This is a genomic window from Nonomuraea sp. NPDC051191 (assembly GCF_044455665.1).
Classification (GTDB): Bacteria; Actinomycetota; Actinomycetes; order Streptosporangiales; family Streptosporangiaceae; genus Nonomuraea.
This window is the reverse complement of record NZ_JBITEZ010000028.1, coordinates 69,000-91,121: the sequence shown is the minus strand read 5'-3', so window position 1 is coordinate 91,121 and position 22,122 is coordinate 69,000. Positions and strand designations below refer to the sequence as shown.

Here is a 22,122-nt window from a genome sequence, read left to right as displayed (position 1 = left end):
GGCCTCCCGCCTTGGGAACGTTCCGAATTCTCCGGCGGAAAAGCGGGGCGATCTTGTCTATTGACCCGGGTGATCGCGCATGTAAGGCTTCGCTCCGAATGATCAAGCGCGGCCCCGCGAACTGCCATGAAAGGCTAGGGCTTAATGGCGCATTTATCCTCTTTCCGGACCGTCAAGAACGCCTTCCTCCATCTCGAAGTCGAGGACTCCGAGGCCGCCTCGCTGGCCTCCTGGACCGGTCACGTCCGCTACACCCCCAAGTACGGGGCGCGGAAGACCACCGCGGAAACCTGGGGACTCGAACTGGCTCCCCTGTCCTCCCTGACGGCAGGCGTCAACTCGGTCCGCGGGCGAGAGCGTGAGCGCTTCTCGCTGGCCGGCGGAGAGGTCGTCGTCTACGACTGCGAGGACCCGTCCGACGCCAGGTGGGCGGCCTGGCTCGGCCCGTGGCACATGGCCCACGGGCTCTTCTACGCCCCCGAGTGGGAGTCGGCCGACATCGTCGACATGTTCAGCCGCGTGGCGTGGCACGACACCCCCGAGGGCATGACGACCGACGGAGGCCGGCGTTTCGACGTCTCCATGGAGCTCTACGCGATCTCGATCGCGGGCGTCGGGACCATGACGGTCGAGCCGAAGCAGGCGGGGATCAACCGGATCCCCAAGTGGCGGGGCTTCGGCGCGCCCTCGGGCGAGCTGTGGCGGCTGCCCGCGCCTCCCACGGACCAGGCGACGCCGTTCCTGCTGGTCACCGACACCGCGATCGTCACCCTGCACCCCTGGAACGCCCCGAGCTACAACAAGGCCGGGCTGGCCGCCCGCGCCGCGGCGGGCACCCCCGAGACCGCCGCCGACTTCCTGAACAAGGTCAAGCGCGTCGAGTGGCGGGCCTGACGTGGAACCGATGACCGCAGTGGTCATCATCCTGGCCGTCCTGGTCGCCCTGCTGTTCGCGGCGGGCGCCGGACTCTACCGCCGGGTACGCGAACTCGAACTGGCCACCTACAACGGCGTCGGCGTACGCTTCGCCGCCGCGGGCCCCGAGGCCCGGGCGAACGCGCTGGCCGTCCCCGGTGCCACGACCATGGTCATCAAGGTCAACCGTCGCTGCCCCATCTGCGACGACGTCCTGCTTGCTGCCGCCGCGATGGCGGCCGGCCTTCCCTCGGACCTGTCGTTCACCGTGTTGTCCGACGACCCCGGGTTCGACAAGTCCCTTCCCGACTCCATCCGGGTCATCAAGGACCCGGCCATCTGGCGCGCGACGAGCGTGCCGTACGCCCCGGCCCTGCTCGTCGTGGACGAGAACGGCGTCGCGGTGTTCACGGCCCCGGTGGGGTCGGGAGAGGCGCTCACGGAGATCGTCGAGCGAGCGGTAGCGAACAAGAAGGAAGTGAAGCTGTGAAGGCAGAGAAGCGGACCTCGATACTCGACCAGATACCCAGCGCCGAGGAGATGCCCGAGCAGGCGTTGCCGACGCTCGTCGGCGCCAAGCGGGAAGGCTGGAGCAGGCGGCGCGTGCTCGGCCTGGCCACCGGCGCCGCGGTGGCGACGGGGCTGGGCGTTCTCGACCTGCTGCCCTGGTCGAAGCCGCGCGGCGCGACGGCCGCCGCCTACGCCGTGTGGGAGACCTGCCACGGCTTCGCCGACGCCGGTTCCGTCTGCGTGCCCTCGTCCGCGCTCTACTCGGGCAACTGCTCCGGCTCGTGGCACCGCAACGACGGCGCGTCCGGCACCTGCTACAACCTCCGGTACACCCACAACCCCTCCAGCTGTGACGGCAACAACGCCTGGAAGTGGTACGGCGGCGGCACCACCAGCACCCGCCGCATGTGCTCCGACGGCTGGTACGAGTACCACGACTGCGGCGGCGGCAACGTCTCCCGCTTCTCCATCTGCCGCACGGCCATCTGACCCGGGTCCATGAGCGACTCCGCCACCAGAACGTCCGTCCGCCTGCTGGTGCCCGGTCTGGCACTGATCGCGGCGGCGGAGGCCCTGGTGCTGTATTCGAGGGTTGCGGGCGGGGACACGAAGGGCTTCACCTGGCTGGTGGCCGCCCTCGTCGCCGGCTTCTCCCTCTCGGGCTCCGTTTGAAGCCTGAACAGCGCCTGGGTGCTGTCCTCGTCGGTCCGGCGGGGTGCTGATGTCGCCGGCTTCATCGCCGGATTGTTCGTGGGAGCGGGCGCCGTCACGTTCGTGCTGGTGGTCCTCGGCTCCGTGCTGCGGGCTCCGTTCCCGGCAGTGGTTCTGCAGATCCTGGTCGCCGTGACCGCGGTGATCTTCCTGCTGCGCGAGCTGGACGTGTTGTCCTTCCCCTTGCTCCAGAACGCGCGGCTCGTGCCGCAGTTCGTCACCAGAATTCCCTTCTGGGGCGCCGTGCAGTTCGGCGCCGAGATGGGCACGGGGATGCGCACGTACTCTCCGACGGGGCTGCCGCACATCATGGCGGTCGCGATCCTGTTCCTGGCGTCCTGGGAGGAGGCGCTCCTCGCGGGCGTCGGCTTCGCGGCGGCGCGGGCGATGATGCTCCTGACCTTCGCCCTGGCACGGGACAGGATGCAGGCGGACACGGCGTTCTACTTCACGCTGCCGAAGATGAAGGTCCTGTTCGTCGTTCTCGCGCTGCCCATGGTGGCGTTGCTGGTGATCGGGTGACCGGGTGATCGCCTTCGTCGCCCGCTACGGGCTGGGCGTCGTCCTGGCGCTGGCGGTGCTCGGGAAGGCGCGCGACTTCGGCGCCTTCCGGAGCAGCCTGGCGACCTTCGGGCTGCATGGACGGACCGCCCAGGTGGGCGCCTTCACGGTGGTGACCGTGGAGGCGCTCGCCGCGCTGGCCGCCTTCTCCTTCCTGGCCGACGACCTGGTCGTGGGTGTGACGGGGACGTGCCTGGGCCTGTCGTTCACGGCGGCCCAGACGTATCTCCTGGTCATGGGCGAACAGGCGGCTCCCTGCCTGTGCTTCGGCTCGGCGGAGCGGGCCTCGGCCCGCACGTTCGGCAGGGCCGTCCTGGTCCTGCTGCTGGGGCTGGCACTGTGGGGTGCCGCGGTCTGAAGCGGAGGTGTGCGCTCATGAACCGGGCTCTCGGCGGGGCCTCGGCCGCCCTCATGATGATCGTCGGCGGGGTCGCCGCCTGCCAGGCGCGTTCCCCCGCCGAGCCGGACGCCGCGGTGATCGTGGCGTCACCGGCGTACGCCGTCGAGCCGCCCGCCCAGGCGCCGACGCTGCCCTCCACCGGCCCGGTCGGCCGGGGCGCCTTGGTGTACACCGCCTGCCGGTCGCAGTGCCCCACCTTCCTGCTGCTCGCGGACGGCCGGCAGTACCTGCTGGGCGAGCGGACCGTCAGCCCGCCGGGCAACCTCACGCTCTCCCCCGACGGCCGCTGGCTCGGACGGCCCGCCGACGGCGGGTACGAGGTCAGGGACCTGCTGGGCGGCGCGGTGCACAGACTCGAACCGCCGACCGGCGGCGACGCGGACAGCGCGTACAGCCCATGGGCCTGGTCCGCGGACTCCCGGCGGCTGATCGTCGGGTACCACGCCAGCGGGGACGTGCGTTCGTATCAGGCGCTGGAGTTCCCCGGCGGCCGCGCCGGCGAGCTGGACCTGCCGCGCGGGCAGGAGCCGGTCGGCCTGCTGCCCTCCGGCGAGCCGCTCCTCCTCGACGTCGCCCGTCACGACAGGCGGCCGCTCAAACGCGTCACGCTGACGCAGGCGGACACCGGCCGTGCCCTCACCCTGACGTCCGGGGCGGGAGTGCTCGCCGACGCGGACCACGGGTTGACCGTCCAGGTGCGCGGCGAGCGCGTCTACACCCTGGAGTACTCCGGCGACCGGATCGCGGTCCTGGAGTTCGACGTCACGGGCAGGCAGGTGGGCCGCCTGCCGCTGCCGTCCGGCCAGTTCCCGGTCGGACCGGTGGACGGCGGCTTCGCCGTCGTCCAGGTTCCCCAGGACCAGGCCCGTGGGCGGCAGAAGCTGGAGGTCGTCTCCCCTTCGGGCCGCCGTCCGCTGTTCGACGTCCCGGGCCTGGCGGCCGTCGTCCTGCCGGGAGGAGCCCGCCACTAGCCGGCGGCTGCTCCCTACAATGGCCGGGTGAATCGGGATCGGGTCGTGAGCGGCACATGCTGAGCGCGGCGGGGCTGGGCGCGGAGGAGGAAGCCGCCTACCGGCTGCTGGTCAGGACCACCGAGGTCGAGTCCGACGCCCTGGCCGAGGAGCTGGGCGTGGCGGTCGAGGTCGCGCGGCAGGCGCTCGGCTCGCTGCTGGCCAAGGGGCTGGCGCGGGCCGTGCCGGGAGATCCGGGCCGGTTCACGGCGGTCGCGCCCGACGTCGCGCTCGCGGCCCGGCTGCACCGGCGGCAGGCCGAGATCGACCGGGCGCGCCACGTCATGGAGCAGCTCACGGGAGAGTATCTCGCGCACGCGCGGCGCCGCGAGGCGGCGCAGCTCATCGAGGTGATCACCAGCCGTACGGCCCTGCGCGAGCAGCTCCGCCTGCTCCAGGACGGCGCCCGCCACGAGGTGCTCAGCCTCTGCCGGGCCGGGCACGTGGCGATGACCTCGCAGGAGAACACCGAGGAGCTGGCGGCGCTGCGGCGCGGCGTCGGCTTCCGCGTCATCTACGAAGGGGCGTTGCTGGAGGAACCCGGCATGCTGGTCAACCTCGCCGACGGCATCACGCTGGGCGAGCAGGCCCGCGCGCTGCCCGTCCTGCCGGTACGGATGATCATCGCGGACGGCGAGCTCGGGGTGCTCCCGCTCATCCAGCACACCGACGGCCTGACCCAGCTCACCGCCGCGCTGATCAGGCCCAGCAGCCTGCTCGACGCCCTCAAGGCCCTGTTCGAGAGCCTGTGGGAGCGGGCCACGCCGATCAGCCTCACCAACCCGGGCAGCCCGCTCGACGCCGACCATCTCTACCTGCTGTCGCTGCTGGTCGCCGGCGTTCCGGACAAGTCGATCGCCACCCAGCTCAAGATCTCGCAGCGTACGGTGCAACGGAGGATCGCCTACCTGATGGAGCGGGCGGGTGCGCAGACCCGGATGCAACTGGCCTGGCACGCCGCCCGCGAGAACTGGCTCTGACCGATCAGTAGGCCTTGATCACCGTCTGGCGGACCGAGTTGCCGGCCGAGTCGGTGGCGGTGACCCGCAGCGACGGGTGCTGACGCAGGACGACCGCGGTGTAGCGTCCGCCGCCGAGCGCGACCACCGGCTGCGCCCGCCACGTCGCGCCGTCGTCGTACGACAGCTCCAGCTTCAGGTCCTTCGCGCGCGCTCCGCTGACGCCCTCCTGATGCCGTACGGCGAAGCCCACCAGACCGGGGCGCTCCGGACGCACGTCGTAGTCGATCTGCAGCAGCGGCAGCACCCCGTCGCCCGGCTTGGAGCGGAACGTCCACGCCGTCTCGGTCGCGGTCGCCGTGGTCCACTCCTCCGAGGCGCGCCTGGTGGACAGCTCCAGCCGGTAGGCGGCCTCCTGCGGCGCGGCGGGGAACGCGCCCCAGGCGGCGTCACCCTCCGCCACCAGCTTGCCGTCCCGGTAGAACCGGGCCGACGCGGTGTCGTTGTCGACACCCGCACGGGAGACGTGCCCGGAGGAGTCCACGAACTCGGGGATCCGGATGTCCATCGTGTCGCCCTCGCGGGTGGAGGGCTTGAGCCAGGCGGGGATCGCCGGGCGGACCACCGGGGCGTGCCAGCTCTCGCCGGTCCGCGCGCCCGGCTGGTACGTGCGCGGCTGCTCGGTCATGCCGTCGAGCAGCCGGCCCATGTCGTCCCAGACGTACTGGTGGTTGACGAGGTGCTGCCAGTAGGAGCCGTTGGCGCTGACGTACTCGGTGCGGCGCAGCGGGGTCTTGACGATCCGCTGGGTCTCCATCTGCTGGCCGAGCGAGTACGACTGCCAGGGCCGCCAGCCGAAGCGCTGCTCCTTGGCCCAGGCGAAGCCCCCGTTGTCGGCATATGTCGTGTCGACACGGGCGGTGTTTCGGTCGCTCACCTCATACACGATCTTGTCCGGCACGCGTCCCTCGGAGACCTGCATGACGTCGTAGAGGTAGGGCGAGTCCATCTGCCCGGTGACCTCCAGCTTGGCGTTGCCCTTCGTCATCCGCTCCAGCATCCGCCGCCCGTCGTCGTTCGCGACCACCAGCGCCGGGATCGGCAGGTCGGCGCCGAGCGGCCGCCACCCGTGCCCGAACGCGTCGTCGGGGGGCAGCACCAGGACCACGGCGGCCGCACCCGCCTTGATCGCGGCCCCGGACGGGTCGGCCCAGTCGATGTCCTCGCTGCGGATGACGGCGGCCTTGCCCTTGGACCCGGCCGCCCCGTCGGAGAGCCGCCACATGTGCCGCCCGTCCACGCCCGGCGACCTGCCCAGGAACCCCATCGGGAACGACTCCGCACCGGGCACCCGGGCGGTGAGCTTCGGCGCGACGAGCTGCCAGCGCGAGGCGAACTCGAACGACCCGTCACGTACCGGCTGGGTCGGCGAGACGTTGAGCCCCTCGATGACGTCGAAGTTCATGACGCCCTGGGAGATCTTGCGCGAGCCGAACGCGCGATAGGTGAAGTAGGTGTAGATGCCCACCTGCTCGGCGGGTTCCTTCGTCCTGATGGTCACCGGGGTGGTCTTGCGGAAGTCGAGCACCACGTCCAGGTCGCGGTCGACCTTGAGCTCGGGGATGACGACCATGCCGTCACGCGGGTGCATCCGGCCCCAGCCGCTGCCCAGGTTGAGCGACTGCGTCATGTACGTGCCCTCGGACACCTCCACCGTCAGCCCGTCCTCGGGCAGCCAGGTGAAGACGTCGTCCAGCTGCGACGCGCCGAACATCGACAGAGTGTCGGCGCCGGTCCGGTTGCCCGCGGCGTCGATGGCGGTGAAGCGGACCTTGTGCTGCGGTCCCTTCCAGGTCAGCGCCAGCGTGGTGTGCACCTGCTCCGCGCCCGCCGTGGCGGTGACCAGCCCGCCGTACCGGCCGAAGGAGAGCGCCGCCAGGTTCACCGTGACCTTGACGTCGGCGGTGCCGCCCGCCGCGACCGTCACGGACCTGGCGCTGAGCTCGGCCCCTTCGAGGGTGGCGGCCAGCTCCAGCGTGACCGGCGCGGCCGTGCCGTTGGTGTACGTGATCGTGCCCCCGGCCGTGGCCGGGCCGTCGCCCTGCTGGTGCTTGCCGAGGTCGACCACGCCGGTCGCGGTCACGCCCTGGCGCACCGCGCGGGCCACGTCCAGGCGGCCGGCGCCGGCGTCGTCGATCGGCTGGCCCGTGATGGGCTTGGCCGAGCCGACCAGCGCGTCCTTGATCTGCCTGGCCGTCCAGTCGGGGTGGCGCTGCTTGACGATCGCGGCGGCCCCGGCCACGTGCGGCGTGGCCATCGAGGTGCCGGAGGCGGCCGTGTAACGCTCGTCCACCGGCTCGCCCATGCCGGTGCCCGCCGCGCGGGCCGCGACGATGGCCACGCCGGGGGCGGTGAGGTCGGGCTTGGGCGCGTCGTCCAGGCGCGGGCCCCGGCTGGAGAACTCCGCGAGCGCGTCCTTGCCGTCGACCGCGCCGACGGTCAGCGCCGAGGTCGCCGCGCCGGGCGTGCCGATGGAGTAGGCCGCGCCGTCGTTGCCCGCCGCGACCACGAACAGCACGCCGGTGCGCTCGGTGAGGGTGTCGACGGCGAGGCTGAGCGGGTCGGTGCCGTCGGTCGCGCCGCCGCCGAGGCTCATGTTGATCACCGACGCGCCTTCGGCGGCGGCCCACTCCATGCCCTCGATGACGCCGGACAACATGCCCGAGCCGTCGTCGCCGAGCACCTTGCCGACCATCAGCTCGGCGCCGGGGGCGACGCCCTTCCTGCCGTCGCCGCCCGCGATGGTGGCGGCCACGTGCGTGCCGTGCCCGTTGCCGTCCTGGACGCTCGGCTCGCCGGTGAACACCTTGCTCTGCTTGACGCGTCCGGCCAGGTCGGGGTGGGTGGCGTCGACGCCGGTGTCCAGCACGGCGACCTTGACTCCCTCGCCGTCGAACCCGGCCTGCCACGCCTCCGGCGCGCCCACCTGCGGCACGCTGTGGTCGAGCGTGGCCTTGACCTTGGCGTCCAGCCAGATCTTCGTCACGCCCTGCGACAGGGTGGCCCGCGGCTCGTCGAGCGACTTCCACAACTGCCCGATCGTGCGCTTGTCGGCGGCGACGGCCCGGCCGTTGACGCTCTCCAGCTCGGGCGCGGTCGCGGTCTTGGACGCGGAGCCGTCGTAGAGGAACAGCAGCGGCAGCTTGTCCGTCTTCGCGTCGTCGTACCCCTGGGCGATCAGCCGGGTGACCGAGAACAGGCTCGGGTCCAGCCGCTTGGCCGCCAGGAAGGGGACGATGTCGCTGGGCAGAACCCGCAGCTCACCGTTCTCCTCGGTGGTGCTGAACGCCATGCGTTCCCGGCCCGGCCCGGGCTTCACCTCGACCGCGCGCCGGCCCGCCTCGGCCTCCCTGACGGTCACCACGTCCCCGGTGATCAGCGTGACGCGGTGGACGCTCCCGCCGGCGGGCTCGGGCGCGGCCGCGGCCGCGGATAACGGGGAGCTCAGCAGGGCTGCGGTGGTGACTCCTGCCACCGTCACATGGGCGGACCAGTGCATGGGGGTGAAACCTCTCGTAGCAACAACTAGTGCACACGAGAGTGGGTGACGGGGTGCCCGGCGCGCCAGGTGTCGGACGTGCCGTTTGTCCGCCATGTCGCGATTACGACACCGGACACCTCCCGCCGGACCTTGACCCGGGCGGCCCCGAACGTCCTGCCCGGCATTTCCGATATGTTCTCTTTGTCGTGTCTTTGCACTGTCTTGGGGGAATTCTCGGTGCGCGCAATACCGCTGATCGTGGCTCTCGTCCTGAGCCTGGCCGGCTGCGGCGCGATCCCCGGACTGCCGCTCCGGCCCGCCCCCACGCCGCCGCCCGCCGCCTCACCGGCCCCGACGCCGAGCGCCGCCCCTTCCGTGAGCGGCAGCCCCACCCCCTCCGCGACCAGGGCCGCCCTCACCGTCCCCCAGGCCCGCCAGGCGCTGCGGACGTGGCTGGGCACGTACAACGCGACGCTCGGGAAGCGCAAGTGGTGGCGGTCGAACGCCCGGCTCGACGCGCTGTTCATGGAGGGCGCCCTGTACGAGGGCGTGCTCGAACGCAGCCGGGAGGACCTCGGATGGCGGCCGGCGCACAAGCCGATCAACCCGGCCGGCACCCCGGTGATCTACCTGCCCAGGCCGGAGCGGCAGCCCTCGGCCGGTGACTGGTTCATCGCGCAGGCCACCTACAAGGACACCAAGGGCCACAGCCGCCCGCACGTGCTCGCGTTCTTCCGCTCCCCCGGGCAGTCCTTCAGGCTGGCCGTCGTGACGCCGCTGCACTGGGGGCAGCGGATGCCCAGGCCGCTGCTCGACGCCGACGGGTACGTCACCGACATGGACGACGCCGTGGCGGGCGCCGTGGCCGAGGAGTACCGGAACTTCTGGAACGGCGAGAAGAAGAAGGAAGGCGACTCCGGCTACCGCCTGGCCAGGAACAGCTACAGCCGCCAGGCGTTCCCCCGGGCCAACAAGGGGATGTACGTCGGTTTCGCCGGCCACGGCTCCGTCTTCGGCTTCCGATCGGCGGACGGCGGCATGTTCTTCCTCTTCGCGCTGCTCAACGACGCCAAGAGCGTCAACAACGTACTGAGCGAGGCGCTGCTCGTCCCCAAGGGCAGCAGGACCATCCAGGAGCTCGGCGGCAGCTGGTTCTCCTGACGTCGCCGTCTCAACGGGCCAGGAAGGCGTCACCTTCTCGATAGGTCGCTCTAGGTAATCGCACGCCTACTTTGTGTATGCATTACCGGCCCGCAAACGTGGAGGAGTCCCCATGCCCGTCAGTCCCCTCGCCCGCCTTCTGGCCACGTCCGCAGTCGCCGTGGTGGCCGTGGCCGTCGCCCCGGCCGCCGCCTCCACGGCTCACGCCGCCCAGGCCGGCCCACCGGTGTGCCTCGACGCCACCAACAGCCGCGCCGACAACACCGTCGTCCGCCTGTGGACCTGCCTCAACCACCCCAACCAGAAGTGGGTCATCCAGAACGGCCACATCAAGGTCGAAGACACCATCGGCACCGGACGCGAAGTCTGCCTCGACACCACCAACAGCCGCGCCAACAACACCAACGTCCGCCTCTGGACCTGCCTCAACCACCCCAACCAGAAGTGGGTCATCCAGAACGGCCACATCAAGGTCGAAGACACCATCGGCACCGGACGCGAAGTCTGCCTCGACACCACCAACAGCCGCGCCAACAACACCAACGTCCGCCTCTGGACCTGCCTCAACCACCCCAACCAGAAGTGGGTCGTCCAAGGCGGCCAGATCAAGGTCGAGGACACCCTGACCTGACCCTGCGCCCCCGCCGACGGCGGGCGGCACGGAGGAGCAGCCGACCGGGCCCCGGCGCGGGTCCGGCGGCAAGGCTCCGACCCGGGTGCTTCGCCATGACGACGACCTGCGGCGGGCGACCGGCTCACCGGTCCGGGGAGGCTCCCGTCAGCCCGCCGCGGCGGCGCACGCGGGCGCCCCGCTCACCGGTCCGGGGAGGACCCGGTCAGCCCGTCGCGGAAGGCGATGGCCGCCGCCTCCGTGCGGGTGGTCGCGCCCAGTTTCGCCAGGATGTGGGAGACGTGCACACCCGCCGTACTCGGCGAAATGTGCAGGCGGGCGGCGATCTGCCGGTTGCTCAGCCCCTCGGCGATCAGGGTGAGCACGTCGCGTTCGCGCTCGGTGAGCCCGTCCCGGGCCGGCCTGGGCCGTCCGAGCAGGGCGATCTCGCGGGCGAGCGGCGCGGCCCCCAGGTCCTCGGCCAGCCGCCCGGCCTCCCTGAGAAGGGCCGTTCCGCCGGGCCGGTCGCCCGCCGCCAGCGCGGCCCGCGCGCCGTGGAACAGGCTCAGCGCCAGCTCGTACGGCTGCCGCAGTTCCCGCCAGGCGGCCGCCGCGCCGTCCCAGCCGTCGTCCTCGACCAGCGCGCGCAACATCACTTGCCAGCCTCGGTCGAGCGGCCCCTCCACGCCGAGCCGATCATCGACGGCGACGAGTTCGGCCTGCCGGGCCGCGACCCGCTCGCCGGGCGCGCCGCGGTCGAGCCGGGCCCGCTGCACCAGGGCGCCGGCGACCAGGACCGGCCGGGCGTCGCTGCTGTAGCCCCGGGTGAGCGCCGGGTCGGCCAGCGCCCGGCCCAGCAGCAGGTCGGCCCGTTCCGGGTCGCCCTGGGCGACGGCGAGCAGGCAGAGCAACTGGTGGCGGGAGAACAGGCTGCCGCTCCCCGCGTGCTCGACCGCCGCGGCGGCGTCGGCGGCGGCCAGGTCCCCGCGCAGCAGCGCCAGGTGCCCGGCCAGGACGCGCAGGGCCTGGCGCGACAGCGGCGGCGGATCCTGCTGGAGGCTCTCCGCCAGCAGGGCGGACGCCTCGTCCCACCGCCCGGCCAGGATCAGGCCGTGCGCGGCGTGGCGGGCGAGTTCGGCGCCGCGGCTGCGGCCCAGCCCGTACCGGCGGGCGTGGCGGATGCCGTCGCCGGCCGCCTCGACGGCGCGATGCTGGTCGCCGGCCTTGGTGTGCAGCGTGGCCTCGTACATGGGGACGGTCATGAGCAGGTCGGGGCTGTCCAGCCGCTCGGCCAGCGTACGGGCCTCGGCCAGCCGCCCCCGCTGGACGCCACCGGATGCGGCGGCCAGCAGGTCCAGGGCGCGTTCCCAGTCGGAGACGCCGGTCGCGTTCAGCCGGTGCGACAGCCTGCCCCGAAGCTCCAGGAGGTGGGCGGCCCGCTCGGGTTCGCGCCGTTCGTCCACGGCGGCCAGCCCCGCGGTGGCGTGGTCGATGCCGCGGGCGTACTCGCCGCTGAGCATGGCGGCCTCGGCCGCGTCGGTCAGGACGCCGACCCGGTCGACGCCCAGCCGGGCCCGCGGGTCCCACAGTTCGAGGACCTGGTCGAGCATGCGGACCTGTTCCTGGTAGGCGTAGGACCTGCGCGCCTGCCCCGCGGCCAGGTAGGCGGCGGACAGCGCCAGCCCGCGGTCACCGGCGGCGTAGGCGTGCGCGGCCAGCTCGGCGTGGGCGTTGCCGTCGCGCAGGGCCTCGGCGTAACGCGCGTGCAGGCGTGCCCGCTCGCCGGGCAGCAGATCCTCGTAGACGGCGTGCCGGATCAGCGCATGGCGGAAGTCGTAGCCGTCCCCTGCCGTGACGATCAGGCTGCGGTCCACGAGCTCGCGCAGCAGGGCGTCCAGCTCGGTCCCGTCCTGCCCGGCGACCTCCGCCAGCAGGCTGTCCGGGGTGCGCTCGCCGGCGGCCAGCTGGCGGCCCACGTCCTGCCGGTCCAGGCGGTCCAGCCGCAACGCGGTGGCGCGCGGGCGGCGGACGAGCTCGGACAGCAACGGCCCGTCGGCGGTCTCGTGCGGCCGGTAGGTGATCAGCAGGAGCACGCCGGGCCGGGTCAGGTTCCTGGCCAGGAAGCCGAGCAGCTCGCGGGTGGCGGCGTCGGCCCAGTGCAGGTCCTCGACCGCGAGGACGACCGGCTGGTCCGCGGCCACCCGCTCGACCAGCGTCAGGACCTCCTCGTACAGCCGGTGCTTGCCGCCCTCCGCCTCACCGGCCTCCCCCAGCTCGGGGAACCAGCGGGCCAGCTGCCGGTACGGCCCGGGCAGCACCCCCTCGACGCGGATGAGCCGGCGCAGCACCGTCACGAACGGCGCGTACGGCAGGCCGTCGCTGCCCAGCTCGGCGCAGGCGCCCTCGACCACCCGCACCCCCGGGCCCAGCGACCGCGCGAACTCGGCGAGCAGCCGCGACTTGCCGATCCCGGCCTCCCCGGCCACCAGCGCCACCGCGGGCCCCTGCTCGACGGCGGTGTCCAGGGCCGCCACCAGGGCCGCCAGCTCCTCGCCCCGGCCGACGAACACCGGGCTGACCACCCGCTCCGCCACCACCGCGCCAGCATATAAATACCTGGATCACCCGATGTGCGACGCTTGTTTACCCGGCCACCCTCGAAACATGACAGCCACCTACCCGCTGCGGACCATCGCCGCCCACGAGCTCGACACCTGGGCCCGCATGATCACCACGACGTACGGCCAGGACTGGCGCGAGGGCGGCCTCCGGAACGCCGCCGTCTCCATCGAGCCCGAACGCACGATCGCGGCCTTCGACGGCGAGGAGATCGTCGGCGGCGCGTCGATCTACGGCCGCGTCATGACGATCCCCGGCGCGGCCGTCCCCGTCGCCGGCATCACGCTCGTCGCGGTCCTGCCCACGCACCGGCGCCGCGGCATCCTCACCGCGATGATGCGCAAGCAGCTCACCGACCTGCACGAGTCGGGCGGTGAGCCGATCACCGCGCTCAACGCCGCCGAGGCCACCATCTACGGCCGGTTCGGGTACGGCATCGCCAGCCACGTCGCCGAGATCCAGGCGGACAAGAGGCTCATGGCCCTGCGGCCCGGCACGGACCTCGGTGACGGGAGGATCCGTCTGCTCGGCCGCCAGGAGGCCCGCCCGCTGCTGGAGAAGGTCTACGACACCGTCCGCCGCGGCGCGGTCGGCTGGGTGGACCGCACGGAGAAGTTCTGGCAGGCGCGCCTGGCGGACGGCGAACGCGTCCGCGACGGCGGGACGGAGCTGCGCTTCGCCGTCCACGCCGAGCCCGGCGGCGAGGTCACCGGCTACGTCCTCTACCGCTCCAGGCAGGCGCTGGTGCAGGTCGTCGAGGTCGCGGCTGACGGCACGCCGCTACTCGACCCCGCTGGACCTCGTCCTGGAGGTCCAGGACCCGTTCTGCCCGTGGAACGCCGGACGCCACCACCTGCGGGCCGACGGCGACTCCGTCACCTGCGAACGCACCGAGGCCCGGCCCGACCTGCGGCTGACCTCCGCCGAACTGGGCGCGGCCTACCTGGGCGGCACCACCCTGTCGTCCCTGGCCGCCGCCGGCCGGGTCGAGGAACTGCGCCCCGGCGCGGTCACCGCCGCCTCGCTCGCCTTCCGCGGCGAGCGCGCGCCCTTCCACCCCTCGGGGTGGGCCTTCCCCGCCTTCTGAAGGGGCCGCCAGGTGGGTGCGGCGGCTTCCGAGGCCGCGCGGCGGTGAGGGGGAGCGGCCAGAATCGAGGCATGCCCGATGCCACGCTTCTCCCGGCCGTCGTCTCCGCACTCGGTGGCGTGATCGGCGCCCTCAGCGCCCTGGGCGGCGTCACCCTGACCAACCGCGCCGCCGCCCGCAAGGAGGAGCGGGAGGCCCGCCGCCGCCGCGAGGAGCAGCGGGAACAGCAGCGCGACGAAGCCTGCGCCAACCTGCTGGGCGGCGCCCGGAAGCTCAGGCTGCAGATCGAGGTCGCCGCCCACCGCCCCTGGGAGGACATGAACCAGCGGCTGGCCGCCATCGAGACCCAGGCGGCCCTGCTCGGCGACCTCGCCGCCCGCGTCGCCGTGCTCTCCCCCGGCCCGGCCGCCACCGCGGCCCGCAGGCTCGCCGACGCCACCTACGAACAGGCCAGCCGCGCCGCCCAGGCGACGAAGCTGACCTACGACGTCGAGGGCCAGTTCCTGAAGGGGGAGATGGTCGGGCCGCTGGCCTTCGAGGAGCTGGACGCGAGCTGGGAGGCCTTCAACCGGGCGACGTCGGACCGGGAACCATCGGATCAGAAGGCGCTGGACCCGCCGCCCAGGAGCTGAAGCGCCGCCTGGTGCTGGTGGGGCGCCAGCGCCGGCGCGGTGGCGGCCAGCGAGAGCCGGGCGAGGTCGGCGGCGCCGGTGCGGTTGCCGCCCAGCTCGCGGACCCGGGCGGCGTACAGGAGGGCGGGCCCGTTGCCCGAGCCGGCGGACAGCGCGGCCTGCACGTCCTCCTCGGCCTCGCCGGGCCGCCCCATGGTGCTGAGTGCGAGCGCGCGGGCGGCGCGGCCCTCCGGGCGCAGATGGCGCCCGACCTGGTTCAGGTCGCGCAGCGCCGCCTCGGGCTGGCCGAGGTCGGCGAGCATCTCCCCGCGCGTGCGCAGGGCCTCGGGGGCCCGGGAGTCGGCGTTGAGGACGTCCGTGAGCACCGTCACCCCGGCGCGTGCCTGGCCGACCAGCCACAGGACGCGGCCCAGCTCGGTCTGCAGGGTGGAGTCGGCCGGCGTGCGGTCGACGGCCGACCGCATGGTCTCCACGGCCTCGGCGTCCTTGCCCTTGGCCAGCAGCGAACGCCCGATGGCCGCCAGCAGCCGGGCCACGGCCGAGTTCTCCTGCACGGCCTCGAACAGCGCCGCCGCCGTGCGGTAGTGGTCGACGGCCTGGGCGGGATGGCGGCGCAGGTGCGCGACGTCGCCGAGCCGCGACTCGGCCACGGCCCGGATCGACAGGTCGTCCTCCTCGGCGGTGGCCAGGGCGGCGTTGGCCAGGCGTTCGGCGGCGGTGAGATCGAGCCTGGACAGCGCGGACTCGGCCGACTCCAGATATCGCTCTGGGGTGATCTCGCCGGTCTGGAGCTCGGGCACGTCCACCCGCATCAGGGGGGCGGCCAGCAGCTCGTGCCGCAGCCGGTACGCCGTGCCGCCTTTGAGCACGTGTTCGTCCTCCAGGGCCCGGAGCACCGCGGCGGAGAGCTCCTCGCGCGTGATCCCGCCGGTGCGCCCGGGTGCGAAGGCGCGCTGCAACGCCGAGGTCAGCCGCAGGGCCGACACGTTGTGGTCCCTGGCGACCTCCCTGATCGCCCGCCCGCACAACAGCGTGAGCGACCGCTCGACCCCCGGCCGGGTGCGCACGTCCTGGACGGTGATGCCCGGCGTGTCGGCGGGCAACGACGCCCACAGGTCCGAACACGCCGCCTGGAGCAGCACCGGATCGACCCCGCCCGGCCCTCCCGTGCGGGACACGATCTCCTCGGCCGCGCCTTCGGCGAACCACCGCCCGCTGCCCCGGATCGGGCCCTCCACGGCCTCCAGCGCCTGCCGCTCCGTCAGCGGCCCCAGCCGGTACGGCTCCAGAGGCCCCAGCGCGCTCTCCAGATCACCGAGACGCTCCTCGCGGATGGACACCAGCATCCGCAGATCCGGCATCTCCTCGATGACCTCGCGCATCTGGGCGAGGAAGTCGTCGCGGTGGGCGCTCAGCTGCGGCGGCCCCTCGAACACCTGCTCGACCCGGTCGACGACCACGGACCGCACGGCGTTCCCGCGCAGGAACTCGTAGATCGACAGGCCCACGAGCCGATGCGGCGGCACGGCCGGGGACCACGTGGACAGCAGCGCCAGCGCATACGGGTTGTGCTCGGGTACGGCGCCGAGCGGGAGCGGAGGTGCGCTCAGCGGGCTCCCGACGGGCACGGCGGCGGACACGATCCTCGCGTTGATCAGCGAGGTCTTCCCCACCCCCGACGCCCCGGCGAGGACGGTGACGCGATGCCGCGCCCAATGCCGGGAGAGCTCGGCCGCCACCTCGTCCCGCCCGAAGAATTGACTGGCCTCATCCGTACGAAAGGGACGACCGCCAACATATGGATGCCTATCGACATCATGGGACATCATGCTGATGGTCATCCCGATGGCCTCATTCGAATCCGGCGGGCGGCGCCCGGTTCGGCGTACGAGGCGATTTTAGGGTGGCCGAGAGAGTGGAAATGGCGCGACCCACCGCGCGGGACGCGGACGGTGTCCTGCATGGCGGTCGCCTCCCAAACGCAGTCGGCGAACAAAACGGGTCATATGGATTGATTGAACCCAGGGAGGAATCCACTCTGGGCGATCGCCCTCTTGACCGCCTCCGCGAAGACGGACGGGTCGTCGTCCGAGAGGGCCGCGATGTCTCGTAGTGACGCCTCAGAGAGGTCGAACGAGCCCTCGCCGCCTTCCTCTGGACTCTTGTGCACACCTTCCTCCTGTGTCCCCGCCGGGCGGACGGCCGCAAAGCTCACCCGCTACAGCATCGCCCATTGGGCGATCCTTGCCTAGATAGACGTAACCTTCCGGGCGAAAGATAAATATATCAGAAGGTTATACCGAGATGTCCTTTTTGCCGACACTGGTGTGGCGGTGCGCTCCACAAGCGGGTTATTGCTACGATCGGAAGCGTGACGGGTTCGCGGGCTGCGGCCATGCCCAAAATTTGGGGCGACAAGATACCACCGCGCAATAAGAATTTCACGGGCCGAGAAGCCCTTCTTGAACAACTTCACGCTGGAATCGCCTCAGATGTCACAGCGGTCGTGCCGCACGCCCTGCACGGCATGGGCGGCGTCGGCAAGACCCAGGTGGCGGTGGAGTACGCCTGGCGCTACGCGGCCGACTACGACATCGTCTGGTGGATCGCCGCCGACCAGGCCCTTCTGGTGCCCGCCGCCCTGGCCGCCCTCGCCCCGCGGCTGGATCTCCCGCCGGTCAAGGCCGTCGGCATCGAGGACACCGCGGCCGCCGTTCTCGACGCGTTGCGCCGGGGCGAGCCCTCCGACCGCTGGCTGCTCATCTTCGACAACGCCGACCAGCCCGAAGACATCAACAGGCTGATCCCGCGCGGTCCGGGCCATGTGCTGATCACCTCGCGCAACCAGGAATGGCGCAGCGTCGTGGACACCGTCCCGGTCGACGTCTTCACCAAGGGCGAGAGCGTCCAGTTCCTCCACAAGCGGGTGTCGAACAAGTTGCAGGAGGCCGACGCCCGGCGCCTCGCCGAGGAGCTGGGGCACCTGCCGCTCGCCCTTGAGCAGGCCGGCGCGCTGCAGGCCGAGGCGGGAATGTCGGTGGAGGAGTACCTCCAGCAGCTCGCCCGGCACATGCCCGACACCCTCCAGGACCCCAAGCCGCTCGACTACCCGCGCTCGATGACGGCCGCCTGGAGACTGTCGGTCTCCCAGCTGGAGCAGCAGATGGCCGAGGCGGTCGACCTCCTGCGCTGCTGCGCCTTCTTCGGCCCCGACCCCATTCCGGTCGACGTCTTCCGCTGGGGCGCCGAAGGAGCCGGCCCGGGTCTGCAGGATCTCCTCGACAAGCCGCTGATGCGCAGCAAGGCGATCCGGGTCATCGGCCGCTACGCCCTCGCCGGGCTCGACCCGGAGAACCGCACGCTCCAGGTGCACCGGCTGATCCAGGCGCTGCTGCGCGCCGACCTGAACGACGAGGAGCAGGACCGCTTCAGGAAGGTGGTCCACCGGCTGCTGGCCAGCGCCCGGCCCGGAGACCCGGAGAACGAGGCCAACTGGCCGCGTTACAGCGAACTGGTGCGCCACATCGTGCCCTCGGAGGTGGCCTTCACCCGCGACCCCGAAGTGCGTGACTTCGCCCTGAACATGGTCCGCTACCTCTACCGGTCCGGGCAGCACCAGCTGGGCCTGTCCTTCGCCGGCGACTTCCTGCGGCAGTGGACCATCGACTCCGGCCCCGACGACCGCCATGTGATCGCCGCCCAGGCCCAGATGGGAAGCGTGCAGCGCGAGCTCGGCGACTACCCGGGGGCCTACGAGACCGACAGCGCGGCGTGGGAACGCGCGAAGCAGGTCCTCGGCGACGAGCACGAGATGTCGTTGTTCATCGCCCAGGGCCTCGGGGCCGACCTGCGCGCCCGGGGCGACTTCGCCGACGCGACCCGGCACGAGGAACAGGTCCTCCAGGCGCACGTCTCCGCCCTGGGCCGCACCCACCTCGAAGTGCTCAACGCCACCAACAACCTGGCGCTCGACTACGCCCTGATCAGCAACTACACCCGGGCCCGCTCGATGCACGAGGACGTCTACAACGCCTCCAGCAAGCGCACCGACGTGAGCAAGGTCTCGCACCTGATCTTCTGGGGCAACCTCGTCCGGGTGGTCCGGCTCTGCGGCGACTACGAGGAGGCCTGCGACCTCGCCGAGGAGGCGCACGCCTTCGGCGTCAAGGAGCTCGACGTCGAGCACTGGGTGACGCTGCGCACGGCCAAGGACTGGTCGATCGCGCTGCGGCGCTCAGGCCGCTACGACGAGGCCAGCGCCCTGGCTCAGGACGTGCTCGAACGCAGCACCCGGCTGTTCGGCCCGAGCCATCCCGACACCCTGGCCGCCGCCATGAACAACGCCAACGCCATGCGCACCACCGGCCGGATCAACGCGGCGTTCGACCTGGCCGCGCAGACCATGGAGCGCTACCCGGGGGCCTACCGTCCCGAGCACCCCTACAACCACGGCTGCGCCGGCAACCTCGCCCTCATGCACCGCGTGCGCGGCGACGCCGCCAGCGCCCGCAAGCTCAACGAGCAGTGCCTGGAGGCGCTCGACGCCAGGCTCACCCGCGACCACCACTACTCCCTCACCGTCGCCATCAACCTGGCCAGCGACCTGACCGCGCTCGGCGAGCTGACCCTCGCACAGCGACTCGGCGACGACACCCACAAACGAACCAGGCAACTCCTCGGGGAGAGCCACCCGCTGACCCTGGGCTGCGCCGCCAACCTCTCCGTGATCCTGCGGCGGACCGGGTCCGAGGAGGAGGCCGACGCCCTCCTGTCCAGCACGCTCGTCCACTACGACCGCGTGCTCGGCCCCAACCACCCCGACGCGGTGGTGGCCAGGGAACAACGGCAGCTCGACTTCGACTTCGACCCGCCGCCGATCTAGACCCGCGGCTCGCCGTTCGCCAGCCGCCACCGGGTGAGGTGCCGCTCGGCCCGGTGGCGGGCGTTGGCCATGGCGGGTGCGGGCACGGGCTCGCCGAGCCAGGAGAGCAGCACCCGGCCCATGCCGGTGACGAAGCGCCGGCCTGCCGGGGTGAGCAGGCCGCTGTCCATCAGCGTGTCCACCGCCTTGCTGGTGCCGTCGCGCCAGCGCGCGAACTCGGCGTCGGCGTACAGGGCTATCTGCTGGTGCCGGCGTTGCCGCCGCCAGAACCCGCTGACGCCCAGGAACGCGTACGCGCCCTGGAGCAGCGCGGCCACGGGCCGTGGATCGTCGCGCCAGGGGGCGTAGAAGCGGCTGCGGTCGTCCGGCTCGGTCAGGCGGACGACCTCCTGCAGCGCGCCGAGCTTGGCGTGCTGGACCTCGTGGGCGAGCGCGGCGGCGAGCGTCAGCCCGTCCGGTGGGGCCGACACGCCGACGGCGCCGAAGGTCTCCGACGCCGTCCCGCTCACCTGCCCTCCTCGTTCGGGTTCGCGCAGCGGAGTGACCACACGGTAGGCGAGCCGGATCTCGTCCGCCGTGGCGGGATGGTGGGCGGTGAGGATCTGCCACGCCTCGCGCAGCGCGGCCCGCCACCAGGGGAGCTCCTCGTCCGGCAACCGGCCCGCCACGTCGGCGGCCATCCGGTGCGGGTCAAGGTCGTCGACCATCAGTTCGAGCGTGTGGCCGTTCGCGGAAGCGGTCAGCCGGCGCAGCCCCCGCCAGCCCGGGGCGTCGCCGGAGGGCATGATCACGACATCTCCGACCCGCGCCCCCTCGGGCGTGGAACGCACCGTCACCCGGTCCTCCGCCACGGACGCCACGCCCAGCGACGGGAGCACCAGGGAACCGTCATGGGTGCTCACCTCGACGGACAGCGGGGCCCGCGCCCTGATCGCCGCGGCCGCCGCCAGCGCCGCCAGGCCGTCCGGACGGGCCCGCGCCGGGTCCCGTTCCAGCTCCATCACGGTCGTCCGCAACCAGGCTCCCACGGACGGATAGCACAACACCGCCTCGACGGCCGCGGGCGCCTTGTCCTGGACGGCGGCCAGCAGCTCGTAGGCGTCCGCGGCGTCGCGTGCGCCCGGATGGCCGGCGGTCCGGGCGCCGAGCACGACTCCGCGCAGCAGCAACAGGTGTTTACTGCGTTCGATGGCGGCCAATTGGCGCATGGCCTCGGCCCCGCCTCCGCCGGACGCCATCAACGTGAACAGCTCGTCGGATATGCGATGCCTCCTGAAGCTCATCTGAACCTTTCCAGATCGGCTGCCACGGCTTTCCTGACGTGCCCGATGAGTTTCAACAAGTCAGGGCAGTAGACGGACGGATTCGCAAAACCCCGGCCCCGGTCGTAACGATGCGCGTAATAACCGCCGCCGCAAACGCTGCGCACCCGGCAGGAACGGCATTCCGGCGCCAGCGCCCGCTCCCCGATCTGCCGGGCGGCGGCGTCGGGCAGGAGCAGCGCCTCGTCGAAGGTGTTCCTGGAGACGTGCAGCCCGGTCGGGGGCGAGTCCGGGCGCAGGGATTTGACGGTGTCGGACAGCTCGATCGCGCCGTCGGTGTCTATCACCACGACGGTCACCGGCATCAGCCCGATGGACTCGTTGACCGACCGCCCGCCGAGCAGGAGCTGGATGATCTCGCTGAACAGGCGGATCTCGGTGTCCTTCCGGGGGGCGGCGTACCAGCGGTCGAAGACGGCGACGAGCCAGTCGGCGTACGGCGTGCGCGCGGATCCGCGGACCCGCCCCGGCGGCGGGGACGACCAGTCGCCCAGGGGCAGCAGGAAATCCATCTTCGGCGGCTCATGGCCGAGCAGCGCCTCGTAGGTGGTGACCGGGTCGTTCGCGAGGTCGACGGTGCACAGCAGGCCGCTGAACAGGTGCGGGAACGAGCCGCGCAGCAGGGCCAGCGACCGGGCGACGGCGTCGTGGCTGCCCTTGCCGTTGGCGTACCGGCGGTGACGGTCGTGGGCGGCCCGGTCGCCGTCCAGGCTGACCGCCACTTTGATGTCCAGCTCGTCGAACGCGCGAAGGGATCGGGCGTCTAGCCGGACGCCGTTCGTCTGCACGCGGGCGTTCACCCGGGCCGTCCCGCCGACGGCCTCGCGCACGCCGGCGACGACGGCGCACAGGCGGTCGGGGCCGGCCAGGAGCGGTTCGCCTCCGTGCAGGATCAGCTCGACCGAGCGCAGCCCGTGGGTCTCGGCGTGCTCGGCGATCCGGTGGGCCGTCCAGGCCGCCGTCGAGGTGGACATGCGCATCGGCTGGTCACGCCAGCTCTGGTCGGCCATCTCGTACACGTAGCAGTAGTCGCACGCCAGGTCGCACCTGCTGTTGACCTTGACCACGAACTCGCCGAACGGGGTCGGCGTCCATCCGCCGGCGACGAGCGCGGGCACGTCCAGCGTCGCGGGCCACTCGGGTCGGCCGTCGCGCGGCATCGATCCGGAGTCCACTGCCACGCCTCGATCAACTCCCGAAGT

General features: G+C 72.2%; 18 protein-coding genes and 1 pseudogene. 13 read left to right on the top strand and 6 right to left on the bottom strand.

The genetic code is table 11. The annotated features are described in order from the left end of the window. Positions 1 to 144 precede the first annotated feature (144 nt). The 8 genes from ACIA8R_RS49140 to ACIA8R_RS49105 are packed head-to-tail and all read left to right on the top strand — an operon-like array spanning position 145 to position 5,087. A complete protein-coding gene (locus tag ACIA8R_RS49140; RefSeq protein ID WP_357707678.1) occupies positions 145 to 894 on the top strand; it encodes a hypothetical protein in 750 nt (249 codons plus the stop codon). Between the two features lie 10 nt (positions 895 to 904). Then, complete coding sequence (locus ACIA8R_RS49135) at positions 905 to 1,405, top strand: hypothetical protein (protein WP_357707677.1); 501 nt, start codon at positions 905 to 907, stop codon at positions 1,403 to 1,405. Beyond that, the gene (locus ACIA8R_RS49130; protein ID WP_357707676.1) at positions 1,402 to 1,914 is read left to right on the top strand and encodes a hypothetical protein; all 513 of its coding nucleotides are present in this window, start codon (positions 1,402 to 1,404) and stop codon (positions 1,912 to 1,914) included. The genes ACIA8R_RS49135 and ACIA8R_RS49130 overlap by 4 nt, the downstream gene beginning before the upstream one ends. Before the next feature lie 9 nt (positions 1,915 to 1,923). Further along, positions 1,924 to 2,097, top strand: a complete 174-nt coding sequence (locus ACIA8R_RS49125; RefSeq protein WP_189650821.1) for a hypothetical protein — start codon at positions 1,924 to 1,926, stop codon at positions 2,095 to 2,097. 18 nt (positions 2,098 to 2,115) lie between these two features. Next, complete coding sequence (locus tag ACIA8R_RS49120) at positions 2,116 to 2,658, top strand: hypothetical protein (RefSeq protein WP_397044807.1); 543 nt, start codon at positions 2,116 to 2,118, stop codon at positions 2,656 to 2,658. Between the two features lie 4 nt (positions 2,659 to 2,662). After that, positions 2,663 to 3,055, top strand: coding sequence for a MauE/DoxX family redox-associated membrane protein (locus ACIA8R_RS49115; RefSeq protein WP_397044805.1), 393 nt, complete (start codon positions 2,663 to 2,665; stop codon positions 3,053 to 3,055). 17 nt (positions 3,056 to 3,072) lie between these two features. Then, the gene (locus ACIA8R_RS49110; RefSeq protein ID WP_397044803.1) at positions 3,073 to 4,068 is read left to right on the top strand and encodes a hypothetical protein; all 996 of its coding nucleotides are present in this window, start codon (positions 3,073 to 3,075) and stop codon (positions 4,066 to 4,068) included. A gap of 56 nt (positions 4,069 to 4,124) precedes the next feature. After that, positions 4,125 to 5,087 carry a helix-turn-helix domain-containing protein gene (locus ACIA8R_RS49105; protein ID WP_357707671.1) on the top strand — a complete coding sequence of 321 codons (963 nt, stop codon included), beginning with the start codon at positions 4,125 to 4,127 and terminating at the stop codon, positions 5,085 to 5,087. A gap of 4 nt (positions 5,088 to 5,091) precedes the next feature. Here ACIA8R_RS49105 and ACIA8R_RS49100 read toward each other — a convergent pair whose 3' ends face one another. Continuing rightward, positions 5,092 to 8,625, bottom strand: a complete 3,534-nt coding sequence (locus tag ACIA8R_RS49100; protein WP_397044801.1) for a S8 family peptidase — start codon at positions 8,623 to 8,625, stop codon at positions 5,092 to 5,094. 219 nt (positions 8,626 to 8,844) lie between these two features. Between ACIA8R_RS49100 and ACIA8R_RS49095 the strand changes: the two genes are divergently transcribed. Both ACIA8R_RS49095 and ACIA8R_RS49090 read left to right on the top strand, forming a co-directional pair. Beyond that, entirely contained in the window at positions 8,845 to 9,768 is a 924-nt protein-coding gene (locus tag ACIA8R_RS49095; protein WP_397044799.1) for a hypothetical protein, read from the top strand. 112 nt (positions 9,769 to 9,880) lie between these two features. Continuing rightward, positions 9,881 to 10,399: an RICIN domain-containing protein gene (locus tag ACIA8R_RS49090; protein WP_397044797.1), complete on the top strand. Its 519-nt coding sequence runs from the start codon at positions 9,881 to 9,883 to the stop codon at positions 10,397 to 10,399. 182 nt (positions 10,400 to 10,581) lie between these two features. Here the strand turns inward: ACIA8R_RS49090 and ACIA8R_RS49085 are convergent, their stop codons facing one another. Next, on the bottom strand, positions 10,582 to 12,975 hold the full coding sequence (locus tag ACIA8R_RS49085) for an ATP-binding protein (RefSeq protein WP_397044795.1): 2,394 nt from the start codon (positions 12,973 to 12,975) through the stop codon (positions 10,582 to 10,584). 31 nt (positions 12,976 to 13,006) lie between these two features. Here ACIA8R_RS49085 and ACIA8R_RS49080 point away from each other — a divergent pair. Together ACIA8R_RS49080 and ACIA8R_RS49075 are read left to right on the top strand one after the other, a co-directional pair. Then, a pseudogene (locus tag ACIA8R_RS49080) lies at positions 13,007 to 13,705 on the top strand (GNAT family N-acetyltransferase); the annotation flags it as partial. A 58-nt stretch (positions 13,706 to 13,763) separates the two neighbouring features. After that, positions 13,764 to 14,084, top strand: a complete 321-nt coding sequence (locus ACIA8R_RS49075; protein WP_397044845.1) for a sterol carrier protein domain-containing protein — start codon at positions 13,764 to 13,766, stop codon at positions 14,082 to 14,084. Between the two features lie 598 nt (positions 14,085 to 14,682). On the opposite strand, the gene ACIA8R_RS49070 is transcribed toward ACIA8R_RS49075, so the two are convergent. Further along, positions 14,683 to 16,542, bottom strand: a complete 1,860-nt coding sequence (locus tag ACIA8R_RS49070) for a hypothetical protein (protein ID WP_397044843.1) — start codon at positions 16,540 to 16,542, stop codon at positions 14,683 to 14,685. A gap of 176 nt (positions 16,543 to 16,718) precedes the next feature. Then, positions 16,719 to 16,931, bottom strand: coding sequence for a hypothetical protein (locus tag ACIA8R_RS49065; RefSeq protein ID WP_357707661.1), 213 nt, complete (start codon positions 16,929 to 16,931; stop codon positions 16,719 to 16,721). 180 nt (positions 16,932 to 17,111) lie between these two features. Between ACIA8R_RS49065 and fxsT the strand changes: the two genes are divergently transcribed. Continuing rightward, a complete protein-coding gene (gene fxsT, locus ACIA8R_RS49060; protein ID WP_364101841.1) occupies positions 17,112 to 19,598 on the top strand; it encodes an FxSxx-COOH system tetratricopeptide repeat protein in 2,487 nt (828 codons plus the stop codon). Here the strand turns inward: fxsT and ACIA8R_RS49055 are convergent. Both ACIA8R_RS49055 and ACIA8R_RS49050 read right to left on the bottom strand, forming a co-directional pair. Next, entirely contained in the window at positions 19,595 to 20,881 is a 1,287-nt protein-coding gene (locus ACIA8R_RS49055; protein WP_397044793.1) for an HEXXH motif domain-containing protein, read from the bottom strand. The two genes, fxsT and ACIA8R_RS49055, sit on opposite strands and share 4 nt — an antisense overlap. Continuing rightward, entirely contained in the window at positions 20,878 to 22,095 is a 1,218-nt protein-coding gene (locus ACIA8R_RS49050) for an FxsB family cyclophane-forming radical SAM/SPASM peptide maturase (protein ID WP_364101794.1), read from the bottom strand. The genes ACIA8R_RS49055 and ACIA8R_RS49050 overlap by 4 nt, the downstream gene beginning before the upstream one ends. Between the last annotated feature and the right edge of the window lie 27 nt (positions 22,096 to 22,122).

Excerpts from the sequence above, each read along its gene's own strand:
- ACIA8R_RS49110 (WP_397044803.1), top strand. The coding sequence starts at position 3,073 with ATGAACCGGGCTCTCGGCGGGGCCTCGGCCGCCCTCATGATGATCGTC.
- ACIA8R_RS49070 (WP_397044843.1), bottom strand. The coding sequence starts at position 16,542 with ATGTCCCATGATGTCGATAGGCATCCATATGTTGGCGGTCGTCCCTTT.
- ACIA8R_RS49100 (WP_397044801.1), bottom strand. The coding sequence starts at position 8,625 with ATGCACTGGTCCGCCCATGTGACGGTGGCAGGAGTCACCACCGCAGCC.
- ACIA8R_RS49125 (WP_189650821.1), top strand. The coding sequence starts at position 1,924 with ATGAGCGACTCCGCCACCAGAACGTCCGTCCGCCTGCTGGTGCCCGGT.
- fxsT (WP_364101841.1), top strand. The coding sequence starts at position 17,112 with ATGCCCAAAATTTGGGGCGACAAGATACCACCGCGCAATAAGAATTTC.
- ACIA8R_RS49055 (WP_397044793.1), bottom strand. The coding sequence starts at position 20,881 with ATGAGCTTCAGGAGGCATCGCATATCCGACGAGCTGTTCACGTTGATG.
- ACIA8R_RS49140 (WP_357707678.1), top strand. The coding sequence starts at position 145 with ATGGCGCATTTATCCTCTTTCCGGACCGTCAAGAACGCCTTCCTCCAT.
- ACIA8R_RS49135 (WP_357707677.1), top strand. The coding sequence starts at position 905 with ATGACCGCAGTGGTCATCATCCTGGCCGTCCTGGTCGCCCTGCTGTTC.
- ACIA8R_RS49105 (WP_357707671.1), top strand. The coding sequence starts at position 4,125 with ATGCTGAGCGCGGCGGGGCTGGGCGCGGAGGAGGAAGCCGCCTACCGG.
- ACIA8R_RS49090 (WP_397044797.1), top strand. The coding sequence starts at position 9,881 with ATGCCCGTCAGTCCCCTCGCCCGCCTTCTGGCCACGTCCGCAGTCGCC.